Raw genomic sequence first — 12,627 nt, 5'->3', positions numbered from 1 at the left:
AGACCGGAGACCCCGAGCAGATGCCATTTGAAGCCCGACCCGCGCAGCCGCGCCGCATTGCCGTGATCGGTGGAGGCATCTCCGGACTGGGGGCGGCCTACAGCCTTGCCGCGGATCACCACGTGACGCTCTTCGAGGCGGAGCCGCGCCTTGGCGGGCACGCGCGGACGGTGACCGCGGGCAGGCGCGGCGATCAGCCGGTCGATACCGGGTTCATCGTCTTCAACTACGCCAACTACCCCAACCTCGTGTCGCTTTTCGATGACCTCGACGTGCCGGCGGCACGGTCGGACATGAGTTTCTCGGCCTCGCTGCGGGGCGGGGCGCTGGAATACGGGCTGCGCGACCTGCGCGCGGTCTTTGCCCAGAAGCGCAACGCGGTGAACCCGCGGTTCCTGCGGATGCTGCGCGACATCATGCACTTCAACGCTCACGCGCTGGATCGAGCGCGCGATCCGTCGCAGAGCCTTGGTGATTTCCTTGGTGAGATGGGCACGGGGGACTGGTTCCGCGACCACTACCTTCTGCCGCTCTCGGGGGCGATCTGGTCGACGCCGGCGGAGAAGATCATGGATTTCCCGGCCTACGCGCTGATCCGCTTTTTCGAGAACCACGCGCTGCTGAACCACACCGGGCAGCACCAGTGGTACACGGTGCAGGGCGGTTCGGTGGAATACGTGCGGCGCATGGCGGCGGCACTGGTCGGCATGGGCGCGGACCTGCGCACGGGCTGCCCGGTGGCGAGCGTGCGGCGCAGGCCGGGGCGCGCCGACGTGCGGGCCGAGGGCGGCGACTGGGAGAGCTTCGACGAGGTGATCTTTGCCACCCATTCCGACGACAGCCTGCGGCTGCTGTCTGATCCCACCCCGCAGGAAGCGCGCGCGCTGGGTGCGGTGGCCTACCAGCCCAACCGGGTGGTGTTGCACAACGACACGAGCATCATGCCCAGGCGGCGGGCCTGCTGGTCGTCGTGGAACTACACCGAGGACGCGGGAAAGGTGATGAACCAGATCGACTTGACCTACTGGATGAACTCGCTTCAGCCGATCCCGCAGGACGATCCGCTGTTCGTGACGCTGAATTCGACCCGCGCGATCCGCGAGGAGGCGATTTTCGACGAGGTCACGCTGCGCCATCCGGTCTACGATCTTGGCGCGCTCGAGGCGCAGGCGGCGATCGCGGCACGGAACGGGACGCTGAACACGTGGTTCTGCGGGGCATGGATGAAGAACGGCTTTCACGAGGACGGGCTTTCGAGCGCCGTCGAGGTGGCGGGCGCGCTGCAGGCCCGCGCGGCGGTGGAGCGCGCCGCATGAAAGGTATCGACCACGTCGCGGGGTATACCTACCACGGGCGCAAGGGCGAGGTGGCCAACGCCTTCCGCTACTCCATCGACTACGTGATGTTCGATGCGGAGGCCGAGGTGCAGGGCCCGCGGCTGTTTTCGCGCAATGGGCGCAACTTCACCGGTGTTCAGGACAGCGACCATGGCGGGCCGCCGAAAGAAGGGCGGGGCGCGCCCTGGGCGCGCGAGGTGCTGGAGGCGCATCAGATCCGGGCTGAGGGGCAGTTGCTGCTGCTGACCCAGCCGCGGATGCTGGGGCATGTGTTCAACCCGGTGTCCTTCTGGCTGGCGCATGATGCGCAGGACAACCTGATCGCGGTGATCGCCGAGGTCAGCAACACCTTCGGCGACCGGCATTCCTATCTCTGCGCGAAACCCGATCTCGCCCCGATCACGGCGGGCGACCGGCTGGAGGCGACCAAGGTCTTCCACGTGTCGCCCTTCCAGGAGATTGGCGGGGGGTACACCTTCCGGTTCGACATCAAGCCCGAGCGTGTCGGCATCTGGATCGACTTCAATGGCCCCGGCGGTGGCGTGCTGGCGACGCTCGTGGGCGGACGCGAGCCGCTGACCGACGGGCGCATCCTGCGGGCGGCGTTGCGGCGGCCCTTCGGGGCGCGGCGGGTGCTGGCGCTGATCTACTGGCAGGCGCTGAAGCTGAAGTTGAAGGGCGCGCGCTATCGCCCCCGGCCCGAGCCTCCGGTCGAGGAAGTAAGCCGCTAGGATCACATAATTCGCATTTGTCCGATTTTCTGGTGAACCCAAGCGCGTCTCGCGGGTTCGCCCGTAGAGCAGAGCGGAAAGCCGCGAAACAGCGGCGCAAGGAGAACCCGATGAGAGATTGGAGCGGGAAGCGGTATTGGCTGGTCGGAGCCTCCGACGGGCTTGGCGCGGCCGTGGCACATCAGCTGAGCCGACGGGGTGTGTCGCTGGTGCTGTCGGCGCGTTCCGAGGATCGACTAAAGGACCTGGCCGAGGCGCTTCCCGGACGCGCGGATGTGGTGACCGCAGATGTGACCGATCCCGCCTCTCTCGAACGGGCCGCTGATGCGGCGGGCGAGATCGACGGCGTGGTGCAGACCTCGGGCGTCTACTGGCCCTTCGGTGCCAAGGAATGGGACGCCGAGCAGGCCGAGAAGATGGCGCAGGTGAACTACGTCGGCACCATGAAGCTCATGAGCACCATCCTGCCCCGCTTCACCTCGCGCGACCGGGGGCACATCGTGCTGACCGGGTCGCTGGCCGGTTTCCGGGGGCTGCCGGGCGCGGCACCCTATGCCTCGTCCAAGGCGGGGGTCATGTCGCTGGCGGAGTCACTGCATGCTGACTTGCGGGGCACGGGCGTGGACGTGCAACTGGTCAATCCCGGCTTCGTGCGCACGCGCCTGACCGACAAGAACGATTTCGCGATGCCCTTCATCATGGAGCCCGAGAAGGCCGCGCAGATCTTTGTCGAGCACATGACGTCGGATCGCTTCAAGCGCTCCTTCCCGCTGCAGATGGCCTGGGCCTTCCGCGCGGCGCAGATCCTTCCGGATTCGCTCTACTACCGCATCTTTGCTTGAGATCAATGTGCGCCTTGTGGCGCTGCTCCAATGTGGTCCGGCCACAGGAGATGGAGACGCAAGGATGGACAAGATTTCCGTACACAAGGTCGCTTCGGTGATCGTCATGGCGCGCGAGCTGGACCGCTCGGAGCCGCAGCTTCGGTCTTATGTCAGCGACATGGACGAAGAGGAACAGGCCGCGCTGGTCGCGGTCATGTGGATCGGGCGCGGGGCCTTCGAGGCCGACGAGTGGGGTGACGCCTACGAGACCGCCTATGCCGAGGCATCGACCCCCACCGGGGATTACCTGATCGGGACACCGCATCTGGCGGACCACCTCGAGGCAGGGCTGGAAGCGCTGGGCTATGACGTGGCCGCCGAGGAAGAGGCGGTGATGGGGCGCGGGTGAGGGGCGCTCAGACGCGCCCGGCTGAGCGGATCTCTCTCTAAACTTCCCTACCGCAGCGACCGGCCCTTGAGGATCGCATCCTCGCCGAAACGGGCGCGGATGGTGTCGGTGGCGCGTTCGGCCCTTGCCCGTGTTTCGGCCTGCGGATCGAGCATGTCGGGCACGCGGTCTGCCATGCTGCCGGGCACGAGATCGGAGATGCCGGCGCCGATCAGGCGATAGGCGCGGCCCTGCGGTTCGCGGTCGAAGAGGCCGCGGGCCATACGATAAATACGGTCGGCGTATTGGGTGGCGTCCGGCAGCGACTGGCGCCGAGTCAGCAGCTTGAAATCCGCCTGCTTGAGCTTCAGCGTCACCACGCGGCCCGCCAGCCCCTTGGCCTTGGCCCGGTCGGCCACCTTTTCGCACATGCGCCAGAGATGCCCGTCGAGCAGCTCGGGGTCGTCGATGTCATCGGCAAAGGTCGTCTCGTTCGAGATCGACTTGGGCGCGGCGTCTCGGGTCACGCGGCGCGTGTCCTCGCCCCGGGCCAAGTGCCAGAGGCGTTCGCCCATGGAGCCGAAGCGGTGGTGCAGGTCGCGGCGGTCCCAGCGGAGCAGGTCCTCGAAGGTGCGGATGCCGGCGCGTTCCAGTGCCTCCTGACCGGCGCCGCCGACGCCCCAGATCATCCGCACGGGCTTGGGGCGCAGGAAATCCTGCGTCTCGGTCTTGCCGATCACGGCGAAGCCGTTGGGCTTGTCAAGGTCGGACGCGATCTTGGCGAGGAACTTGTTGTGCGAGAGTCCGATGGAGCCGGTCACGCCCAGTTCCGTGTGCATCCGCTTGACCAGCCGGGCTAGCATCACGGCGGGCGGGTGGCCGTGCAGGCGGGCCGTGCCGGTGAGGTCGAGGAAGGCCTCGTCGAGCGACAGCGGTTCGATCGAGGGGGTCAGGTCCTCCATCATGGCGCGGATCGCGCGGCTGACCTCGGCGTAGACCTGCATCCGGGGCTTGATGATGACCGCCTCGGGGCAGAGCTTCAGCGCCTTGAACATGGGCATAGCGGAGCGCACGCCGCGGATCCTGGCCACATAACAGGCAGTCGACACCACGCCGCGCCGCCCACCGCCGATGATCACGGGCTTGTCGGCCAGTTCCGGGTTGTCGCGCTTTTCCACGCTGGCATAGAAGGCATCGCAATCCATGTGCGCGATGGAGAGATCCCACAGCTCGTCATGCGCGACGATGCGTGGCCGCCCGCAGGCGGGGCAGCGCGGGCCGGTCTCGAACTCGGTCAGGCAGTCGCGGCAAAGGGATGGCATGGCGCAAGACTATCTCAGGCAGGAAGGCCAGACCATGACAGATCCGCGACGGAGATTCTCGGGCGCGAAACTCATCCTGCTGGCCGGTGCGCATATGCTCGTGCTGCGGCGGGATTTCAATCCGGGGATCGCGTGGCAGGGGTATCTCGACCTTCCCGGCGGGGGTCGGGAGGACGGCGAGGACCCGGAGACCTGCGCCCTCCGTGAAACGGAGGAGGAGCTCGGGCTATGGCTGCCGAAGGGGCGGGCTAAGCTGGTACATCTGCGTCACAAGCCGGAAGGGGCGGATTGGTTCTACGCCATGCACATGCCCGCGCGGCTGCGCGCCGAGGTGCGCTTTGGCGAGGAGGGGGCAGGTTGGATCGCGCTGACGCCCGCCGAATTCGTGCGGCGCCCGGATGCGATCCCGCATTTCCGGAGTATCGTGGCCGGTTACATGCGCCAGCGTCCCGTGGTGGGTGTCTCGCCACGCGCCGTCGGACCGGCGGGGCGGGTGACGCGTGGTGCCTCGCATCCTACGGCGCAGCGCGCGCCGCTGCTTCCGGCCCGACGCTGCGAACTCAGGCTGCGTGAGCGGCCGCTTCGGGGGCGTTGAGAGCCGGTGCCCGGAGGCGGGCCGTCATGCCGCGCCCGGCGTAGAGGTCGGAATAGGCAGGCTGGATCAGGCCCTGCCTGACCAGCTCGTCCGGCGCGTTCAGGGGCGCGCGGAAATCGGCGGCCACGCGAACGGGGCCCGTGGGTTCATGAAGGGTGACAAGCGCCTGGAAGCACTCCTCGGCGGCGTTGTAGTTGATCTCGCTCAGGTCAGTCCGCAGATCGGGCATCGTGGCCTCCATCGCATCTTGCATACGATGTGAGAACGACGAGGCCTGAAGATGGTTCCCGCGCCGATGTCAAGACGCCTTGAGCGGCCGTGAGGCGAATTTTTCGGGCAGTCACCGCCCGGGCACATGGTGGGTCAGGCAGGCAGTTCGTCGAGGATCGCGCGGGCGGCCCCACGCGGGTCCGGTGCGGCCCAGATCGGACGGCCGACGACGATGTGGTCGGCCCCTGCGCCGATGGCGCTGGCCGGTGTCGCGATACGCTTCTGGTCGCCCGAGGCGGCGCCCGCGGGTCGAACCCCGGGGGTGACGATCAAGCGTCCGACGGATTCGGGCAGGGCGCGGATGGCGGCGGCTTCGTTCGGGGAACAGATGATGCCGTCGGCGCCGGCCTCGAAGGCACGACCCGCACGCGTTTCCACGATGTCGGCCACGTCGCCGGGCTCGATCATGCTGTCGTCGAGATCGGCGCGGTCGAGCGAGGTCAGGATGGTGACGCCGAGTATCTTCATGTCCGTGCCCGAGGCCCCCTCGCGCGCGGCGCGGATCACGTGCGGATCGCCGTGCACGGTGAGGAAGTCGAGGTCGAACTGGGCAAGGCCGCGGACGGCGGCTTCGACGGTGGCGCCGATGTCGAAAAGCTTCATGTCCAGGAAGATGCGCTTGCCGTGTTCCTGCTTAAGCTCGTTGGCGAGCGCCAGCCCGCCGCCGGTCAGCATCCCGAGCCCGATCTTGTAGAAGGACACCGCGTCGCCGAGGCGCCCGGCGAGTTGCAGCCCGGTATGGGCATCGGCCACGTCGAGCGCGACGATCAGGCGGTCATCGGGGTGTCGGGACATCGGTCGGGCCTCCGCAAGTTCGGCTCCGAGTAGGCGAGTGCGGGCGGCGATGCAACTGATTGCGCGCCGGGCCGTGAACTGTTGCCGCCGGCGCAACGTACTGTTTAACGAAATATTGTGAGAAAAAGGCGAAAGTATGTCAGATGTGCGCAATGTACGGCTAAATTAGGGCCAAAATAGTTTCGATGAACGGATGAGACCGATGACAAGGATTTTCAAACTTCTGGCTGCAGCCGTCATGGCGCTTTCGGCAAGCGCCGCTTCGGCGACGACCGCGTCGTTCTACGCCGAGGGTCAGTACATCACCAATTTCTGCGGGGGCGGTACGTTCTGTTCCAGCGGCGGTGGAACCCTGGATATGACGTTTGAACCCGGCATGGTCGAGGCGGTCTCTGATGCCCTTCTGACCCTCGCGTTCTTCGGTGACTTCGACAGCACGCATGAGACCGTGTCCGTTTCGCTGGGGACGCTGGGGCTTGGCGAGGTGATGGACAATGATGGCTCCAACGACATCTTTTTCGGCCCGACCTTCGGCAACCAGTACGTGGCCCCGACCTTCCTTTTCGCGCGTGTCGCGAAGAATGCGCTGAACAGCCAATTGAGAGACGGAAAGCTGAAGCTGAGCTTCAGCACGCTGACCTCCGATACCGGCAACAGCTACAATGGGGTGGACAATCTCTATGGCGCCGAAACCATCAAGGCGTACATGAAGTTCAAGACCGTGCCTTCGCCGGTTCCCCTGCCTGCGGGTGCGGTTCTGTTGTTCTCGGGCCTGTTCGGGCTTGGCATCATCCGTAGCCGGAAGGGGTGAGCGCCCCGAAAGGGCGGTCTTGTGGATCGAGGGGAGAGCCGCGGAATGCCGCGGCTTTTTCGTTTTCTGCGGGTTCGCGTCTGCCATGCGTGGCTGTCCTGCCGGTGTCGTCCTTGCCGAAGCGCGTCACTTTGGCTGGAGTGACATTTTTGCAACGATGAGGCCTTGAACCCCGGCTGCGCCGACGCCATCTCTCATCCCGAGGCCCCGACCTTACAGGCGTGCTGCGAAGCAGGCGCCGGTCCAGACCCCCGGGGCGCTTCAAGAAGAGGAGAGACCGATGAACCTCGAGAAGTTCACGGAACGCGCGCGAGGGTTCGTGCAGGCCGCACAGACCATCGCCATGCGGGAAAGCCATCAGAAACTGGCCCCCGAACATCTGCTGAAGGCCCTGCTCGACGACGAGGAAGGGCTTGCCAGCAACCTGATCACCCGTGCCGGCGGCGACGCATCGCGCGTGCGGCAGGTGCTCGACACCAAGCTTGCCAAGATCCCGAAAGTCAGCGGCGACGCAGGGCAGGTCTATCTCGACCAGGCGACAGCCAAGGTTCTGGACGAGGCCGAGAAGCTTGCCGACAAGGCCGGCGACAGCTTCGTGCCCGTCGAGCGTATCCTGACCGCCATGGCGGCCGTGAAATCGCCCGCGAAGGAAGCGCTGGAAGCCGGCAAGGTGTCGGCCCAGAAGCTCAACGAGGCGATCAACGACCTGCGCAAGGGGCGCACGGCGGATTCGGCCAATGCCGAGGACGGCTACGACGCGCTGAAGAAATACACGCTCGACCTGACCGAGCGGGCGCGCGAGGGCAAGATCGACCCGATCATTGGCCGCGACGACGAGATTCGCCGCGCCATGCAGGTGCTGAGCCGCCGGACCAAGAACAACCCCGTCCTGATCGGTGAGCCCGGTGTGGGCAAGACCGCGATTGCCGAGGGGCTTGCCCTGCGCATCGTCAACGGCGACGTGCCCGAAAGCCTGCGCAACAAGCGGCTGCTGTCGCTCGACATGGGCGCGCTGATTGCCGGCGCGAAGTACCGCGGCGAGTTCGAGGAGCGGTTGAAGTCCATCCTGAAGGAGATCGAGGCCGCCGCGGGCGAGATCGTGCTTTTCATCGACGAGATGCACACGCTGGTCGGTGCCGGCAAGGCGGATGGCGCGATGGACGCGTCGAACCTGCTCAAGCCCGCGCTGGCGCGCGGCGAGCTGCACTGCGTGGGTGCCACGACGCTCGATGAATACCGCAAGCACGTGGAAAAGGACGCGGCGCTGGCGCGGCGGTTCCAGCCGCTCATGGTTTCCGAGCCGACGGTGGAGGACACCATCTCCATCCTGCGCGGCATCAAGGAGAAGTACGAGCTGCACCACGGCGTGCGGATCTCGGACAACGCGCTGGTGACGGCGGCCCAGCTGAGCCACCGCTACATCGCCGACCGCTTCCTGCCCGACAAGGCCATCGACCTCGTGGACGAGGCCGCCAGCCGTCTGCGCATGGAAGTGGACAGCAAGCCCGAGGAGCTCGACGCGCTCGACCGGCAGATCCTGCAGATGCAGATCGAGCAGGAGGCACTGCGGCGCGAGGACGATACGGCAAGTGCCGATCGTCTGGAGAAACTCGAGCGCGAGCTGGCCGAGCTGCAGGAGCGCTCTGCCGAGATGACCGCCAAGTGGCAGGCCGAGCGTGACAAGCTGGCCGGTGCGCGCGAGCTGAAGGAACAGCTGGATCGCGCGCGGGCAGACCTCGAGATCGCCAAGCGTGAGGGCAACCTCGCCAAGGCGGGCGAGCTCTCCTACGGGGTCATCCCGCAGCTGGAGCGGCAGTTGTCCGAGGCCGAGGAAGCCGAGCACGACGGCGTCATGGTCGAAGAGGCCGTGCGCCCCGAGCAGATCGCCCAGGTGGTCGAACGCTGGACCGGCATTCCGACGGCCAAGATGCTCGAAGGTGAGCGCGAGAAGCTGCTGGCCATGGAGGACAAGCTGCACGGTCGCGTGGTCGGGCAGGACCAGGCGGTGCGGGCCGTGGCCAACGCGGTGCGGCGTGCGCGTGCGGGTCTCAACGACGAGAACCGTCCGCTGGGGTCGTTCCTCTTCCTCGGGCCCACGGGCGTCGGCAAGACGGAGCTCACCAAAGCCGTCGCGGAGTTCCTCTTCGACGACGACAGCGCGATGGTGCGCATCGACATGTCCGAGTTCATGGAGAAACACTCCGTGGCGCGGCTGATCGGGGCGCCTCCGGGTTATGTCGGCTACGACGAGGGCGGCGTGCTGACCGAGGCCGTGCGGCGCCGGCCCTACCAGGTGGTGCTGTTCGACGAGGTCGAGAAGGCGCATCCGGACGTGTTCAACGTGCTGCTGCAGGTTCTCGATGACGGTGTTCTGACCGACGGGCAGGGCCGCACCGTGGACTTCAAGCAGACGCTGATCGTGCTGACCTCGAACCTCGGCTCGCAGGCGCTGTCGCAGCTGCCCGAAGGGGCGGATTCGGCGCAGGCCAAGCGGGACGTCATGGATGCGGTCCGGGCGCACTTCCGGCCCGAGTTCCTGAACCGGCTGGACGAGACGATCATCTTCGACCGGCTCAAGCGCGAGGACATGGGCGGCATCGTGGACATCCAGCTGACCCGCCTTCTCAAGCGGCTTGCCGCGCGGAAGATCCGGCTGGAGTTGGACGAGGACGCCCGCAAGTGGCTGGCCGAAGAGGGCTACGACCCGGTCTTCGGGGCGCGGCCGCTGAAGCGGGTGATCCAGCGGGCGCTGCAGGATCCGCTGGCCGAGATGCTGCTTGCCGGCGACGTGGCGGACGGGGACACGATCCCGGTCAGTGCGGGCGCCGAGGGGCTCATCATCGGTGACCGCGTGGCCAGCACCAACCGGCCCCGGCCGGACGATGCCGTGGTCCACTGAGGCCTGACATATCGAGGTCGGAAAGAGGCGGGGGAGACCCCGCCTTTTTTCATGTCCCGGGCCGGGACATCTTTCGGGGTGTGGAATTTCAATGGGTTAGCTGGTGGCGTTAACCGGGTGTTAGGTTTGTCCCGGGATGCACGGTGCGTTCTTGAAATGGCGCACCGTCAAGGCGTGAATGTGTTTCGCGCCAGATGAAACCGACTTTCCAGTCAGGCTATTGACCTGGAGCCTATGTGAGGAAGGTGAAGCGGCCACTCGAGCGCCCCGCAGCAACGCCAACTTCGAGCCCATCTCTCCCTTGATGCTCGCGCAACCGAAGCCGGGCCAGCGCCGGACCGTGGTTTGGCGCTACGCCCTCTGAGGTAGGCGCTTTATGCCCGCCACGCCCGGATGACCCCTGAACGACGCCCTGCAATTGCCGGAGCGCCAGACCGCGGGGACGGTCCGGCGCTGGCCCGGCGGGGCTGACGCCCCTTGTTCCGGGCCCTTCAGCGCATGGCGCGAAGGGCAGGAAGGTCCCGCCAAGCGCTCATTGGAATATGTTCGGTAAATGACCGCTTCGTCCCGCACCGCGGCCGTTCAGACGGGGGCGCGGCGAAAGCCGGCCGAGAGCCTTTTCTCTACATCCGCGCGCCGGACCGTCCCTGCGGTCTGGCGCTTTGGTATCTGAAGGGCAGCGGTCTGAGGTCGTCCGGATTTGGCCGGTATATGGCGCCCACTCCGGAGGTCGGCAGCGCCAACCACGGTCCCGCGCGCCCGACTTTGGACTGATGGCCGGGATCTAGCGTCCGTCCGGGGCGCTTCCGAACATGCGTTCCACGTGGTCCATCACGTCGTCCATGAGGCCGGGGGTCTTGGCCTCGGGGCCGGAAAAGCGGAGAACCCAACCGCTTCGGGTGAGTTCCCGGCGGATCGTCAGGCCCTGACGGAGTTTCAGAAGGCGGCGCGGCATTCTCGGGGTGCCGGGCGCACTGGCTGCACCCTCGGGGCTTGTGGCCTCGGCGAGGACAGGCTCGATGGCCAGCCACTGGCTTTCGAGGCTGTGGCTGCGCGGGCTGGGGAGGGCGGCGCGGAGCATGTCCTCCCACCCGGCGCGGAGGGCGCTGGCGAGGCGTTCGAGACGCGCGAGCGAGAGGCGTTCGGGAGTGGCGAAGCGGTCCTCGAAGGCCTCGACTGCCATGACAAGGCTGCGCAGGCGCGAGCGTTTCTGCCGCGAGAGGGTGGCGTAGAGACTGTCGATGGCGGCGTCGGCGTTGGGGAAATGTCCCTGCGCGACGCAGGTCACCACAAGGCGGCCCTTTTCCCAGGGGCTGATCTGGGCGCGCATCTCGTTTTCCGAGACCATGGCGGCGAGGGCCGCGGGAATGTCGGCGGGGCGGCGCAGGAAGGCGGGGATCGTGGCGCGTTCCAGCGCGCGAAAGGCGGCGAGGCGGCGGTGCCCGGCGATGAGGCCGTAGGGCGTGTCGCCTTCCATGGCGAAAAGCTCCACCGGCTGGCGGAGGCCCTCGGCGAGGATCGAGAGCTGCAGCTCGTGGTCGGCCTCGGGGTCGCGGGTGGCGCGGTCGCGGGGCAGGGCCTCGGCGTCGATCTGGTCGAGGGGAATCTCGTGGATGGTGTCGGTCACGGGCGGCCTCCGGGTCTTTCCGGGGCATTATAGCGGCGCGCGGGGGTCGTGATGGGTGAACGGGGCGCGCGGTGGGCTCAGAGATCCTGTCCGGCGTGGCTGTCGAGGATCGCAAGCAGCGCCTGCTGGGCGCGGGTGCGGTAGCGGTCGGGGTGGGTCAGGACCGAGAAGTGCCGTTCGGGGCGCCGGGCCCATGTGACCGGCATGGCGCGCAGGTTCTGGTCGGGGGCGGCGCCGCCCACCGCGCGCCGCGACAGCATGGTGAGGCTGGGGCCGGCGGCGATGGCGGCGAGGATGGCCTCGTTCGAGGGCATTTCGAGGAAGACCGAAAGCTGCGCCGGGTCGATGCCCATCTCGGCCAGGTGGGCGTCGAACTCCGACCGGGTGCCGGAGCCGGGTTCGCGGATGATCCAGGGATAGGCGAGGTAGTCGTCGCGCGTGACACACTCGTGCCCGGCGAGCGGGTGGTCGCGGGCCATGACCAGCACGAGTTCGTCCTGCGCCACCACGCGGCGTTCGAGGCGGTCCTGGGTGATCTCGCCCTCGACAAAACCCATGTCGGCGGAGCCCGAGAGCACCGCGGCAGCAACGGAGCCGGTGTTGCCCTGGGTGAGCGTCAGGTCGATCCGGGGGTGGCTTTCGTGCATGGCGACGAGGATCGGCGGCAGCCAGTAGTTGGCGACGGTCTGGCTGGCCTGGAGGCGGAGCGAACCGAGCGCTTCGGTCGCGAGGTCGTTGAGCACCTCGCCGGCGAGGCGGGCCTGGTCGAGCACGGCGCGCGCCGAGGGGATGAACTGGCGCCCGGCCTCGGTCAGGGCGATGCCGCGGCCGACGCGGTCGAAGAGCTTCACGTCATGGGTGGTCTCGAGCGCGGCGAGCGAGGCCGAGACGGCGGATTGGGTGAGGTTGAGCATCTGGGCCGCGCGGGTGACGTGGCCCTGTTCGGCGACCTTGAGGAAGATGCGGAGCTGATCGAGGGTCATGGCGGAGTGATAAGTTTTATCGAACGGTTTGACAATTCTATTCCG

Annotated in this window: 12 protein-coding genes; 7 read left to right on the top strand and 5 right to left on the bottom strand. The window is 67.1% G+C overall.

Annotation, left to right across the window (positions count from 1 at the left end):
• Window positions 1-20: 20 nt before the first annotated feature.
• The 4 genes from C8N44_RS07430 to C8N44_RS07415 all read left to right on the top strand — a co-directional run bounded on the left by C8N44_RS07430 (window position 21) and on the right by C8N44_RS07415 (window position 3,301).
• Entirely contained in the window at window positions 21-1,316 is a 1,296-nt protein-coding gene (locus C8N44_RS07430) for an NAD(P)/FAD-dependent oxidoreductase (RefSeq protein WP_107975554.1), read from the top strand.
• Complete coding sequence (locus C8N44_RS07425) at window positions 1,313-2,068, top strand: DUF1365 domain-containing protein (RefSeq protein WP_107975553.1); 756 nt, start codon at window positions 1,313-1,315, stop codon at window positions 2,066-2,068. The genes C8N44_RS07430 and C8N44_RS07425 overlap by 4 nt, the downstream gene beginning before the upstream one ends.
• Before the next feature lie 110 nt (window positions 2,069-2,178).
• Window positions 2,179-2,910, top strand: a complete 732-nt coding sequence (locus tag C8N44_RS07420; RefSeq protein ID WP_107975552.1) for an SDR family NAD(P)-dependent oxidoreductase — start codon at window positions 2,179-2,181, stop codon at window positions 2,908-2,910.
• A 64-nt stretch (window positions 2,911-2,974) separates the two neighbouring features.
• Window positions 2,975-3,301 carry a DUF3775 domain-containing protein gene (locus C8N44_RS07415; RefSeq protein ID WP_107975551.1) on the top strand — a complete coding sequence of 109 codons (327 nt, stop codon included), beginning with the start codon at window positions 2,975-2,977 and terminating at the stop codon, window positions 3,299-3,301.
• A gap of 47 nt (window positions 3,302-3,348) precedes the next feature.
• On the opposite strand, the gene C8N44_RS07410 is transcribed toward C8N44_RS07415, so the two are convergent.
• Window positions 3,349-4,602 (bottom strand): DNA polymerase IV, encoded by a 1,254-nt coding sequence (locus C8N44_RS07410; RefSeq protein ID WP_107975550.1) that lies wholly within the window; start codon window positions 4,600-4,602, stop codon window positions 3,349-3,351.
• Window positions 4,603-4,636: 34 nt separating this feature from the next.
• Here C8N44_RS07410 and C8N44_RS07405 point away from each other — a divergent pair, with 34 nt between their 5' ends.
• Entirely contained in the window at window positions 4,637-5,197 is a 561-nt protein-coding gene (locus C8N44_RS07405) for an NUDIX domain-containing protein (RefSeq protein ID WP_107975594.1), read from the top strand.
• On the opposite strand, the gene C8N44_RS07400 is transcribed toward C8N44_RS07405, so the two are convergent.
• Window positions 5,163-5,426 (bottom strand): hypothetical protein, encoded by a 264-nt coding sequence (locus C8N44_RS07400; protein ID WP_146178818.1) that lies wholly within the window; start codon window positions 5,424-5,426, stop codon window positions 5,163-5,165. The two genes, C8N44_RS07405 and C8N44_RS07400, sit on opposite strands and share 35 nt — an antisense overlap.
• 134 nt (window positions 5,427-5,560) lie before the next feature.
• Window positions 5,561-6,262 (bottom strand): orotidine-5'-phosphate decarboxylase, encoded by a 702-nt coding sequence (pyrF, locus tag C8N44_RS07395; RefSeq protein WP_107975548.1) that lies wholly within the window; start codon window positions 6,260-6,262, stop codon window positions 5,561-5,563.
• A gap of 202 nt (window positions 6,263-6,464) precedes the next feature.
• Here pyrF and C8N44_RS07390 point away from each other — a divergent pair, with 202 nt between their 5' ends.
• Window positions 6,465-7,073 (top strand): VPLPA-CTERM sorting domain-containing protein, encoded by a 609-nt coding sequence (locus C8N44_RS07390; RefSeq protein WP_107975547.1) that lies wholly within the window; start codon window positions 6,465-6,467, stop codon window positions 7,071-7,073.
• A gap of 280 nt (window positions 7,074-7,353) precedes the next feature.
• Complete coding sequence (gene clpB / locus C8N44_RS07385; protein WP_107975546.1) at window positions 7,354-9,972, top strand: ATP-dependent chaperone ClpB; 2,619 nt, start codon at window positions 7,354-7,356, stop codon at window positions 9,970-9,972.
• A gap of 784 nt (window positions 9,973-10,756) precedes the next feature.
• Here clpB and C8N44_RS07380 read toward each other — a convergent pair.
• Both C8N44_RS07380 and C8N44_RS07375 read right to left on the bottom strand, forming a co-directional pair.
• Entirely contained in the window at window positions 10,757-11,599 is an 843-nt protein-coding gene (locus tag C8N44_RS07380) for a ParB/RepB/Spo0J family partition protein (RefSeq protein WP_107975545.1), read from the bottom strand.
• 77 nt (window positions 11,600-11,676) lie between these two features.
• Entirely contained in the window at window positions 11,677-12,582 is a 906-nt protein-coding gene (locus C8N44_RS07375) for a LysR family transcriptional regulator (RefSeq protein WP_107975544.1), read from the bottom strand.
• Window positions 12,583-12,627 lie beyond the last annotated feature (45 nt).

It is taken from the genome of Allosediminivita pacifica (genome assembly GCF_003054175.1).
In the GTDB taxonomy this organism is placed as follows: domain Bacteria; phylum Pseudomonadota; class Alphaproteobacteria; order Rhodobacterales; family Rhodobacteraceae; genus Allosediminivita; species Allosediminivita pacifica.
This window is presented reverse-complemented; position numbering and strand designations above follow the sequence as displayed.

What these genes read in the sequence shown, in the direction of transcription:
- C8N44_RS07430 (WP_107975554.1), top strand. Translation starts at nt 21, where the DNA reads ATGCCATTTGAAGCCCGACCCGCGCAGCCGCGCCGCATTGCCGTGATC.
- C8N44_RS07425 (WP_107975553.1), top strand. Translation starts at nt 1,313, where the DNA reads ATGAAAGGTATCGACCACGTCGCGGGGTATACCTACCACGGGCGCAAG.
- C8N44_RS07420 (WP_107975552.1), top strand. Translation starts at nt 2,179, where the DNA reads ATGAGAGATTGGAGCGGGAAGCGGTATTGGCTGGTCGGAGCCTCCGAC.
- C8N44_RS07415 (WP_107975551.1), top strand. Translation starts at nt 2,975, where the DNA reads ATGGACAAGATTTCCGTACACAAGGTCGCTTCGGTGATCGTCATGGCG.
- C8N44_RS07410 (WP_107975550.1), bottom strand. Translation starts at nt 4,602, where the DNA reads ATGCCATCCCTTTGCCGCGACTGCCTGACCGAGTTCGAGACCGGCCCG.
- C8N44_RS07405 (WP_107975594.1), top strand. Translation starts at nt 4,637, where the DNA reads ATGACAGATCCGCGACGGAGATTCTCGGGCGCGAAACTCATCCTGCTG.
- C8N44_RS07400 (WP_146178818.1), bottom strand. Translation starts at nt 5,426, where the DNA reads ATGCCCGATCTGCGGACTGACCTGAGCGAGATCAACTACAACGCCGCC.
- pyrF (WP_107975548.1), bottom strand. Translation starts at nt 6,262, where the DNA reads ATGTCCCGACACCCCGATGACCGCCTGATCGTCGCGCTCGACGTGGCC.
- C8N44_RS07390 (WP_107975547.1), top strand. Translation starts at nt 6,465, where the DNA reads ATGACAAGGATTTTCAAACTTCTGGCTGCAGCCGTCATGGCGCTTTCG.
- clpB (WP_107975546.1), top strand. Translation starts at nt 7,354, where the DNA reads ATGAACCTCGAGAAGTTCACGGAACGCGCGCGAGGGTTCGTGCAGGCC.
- C8N44_RS07375 (WP_107975544.1), bottom strand. Translation starts at nt 12,582, where the DNA reads ATGACCCTCGATCAGCTCCGCATCTTCCTCAAGGTCGCCGAACAGGGC.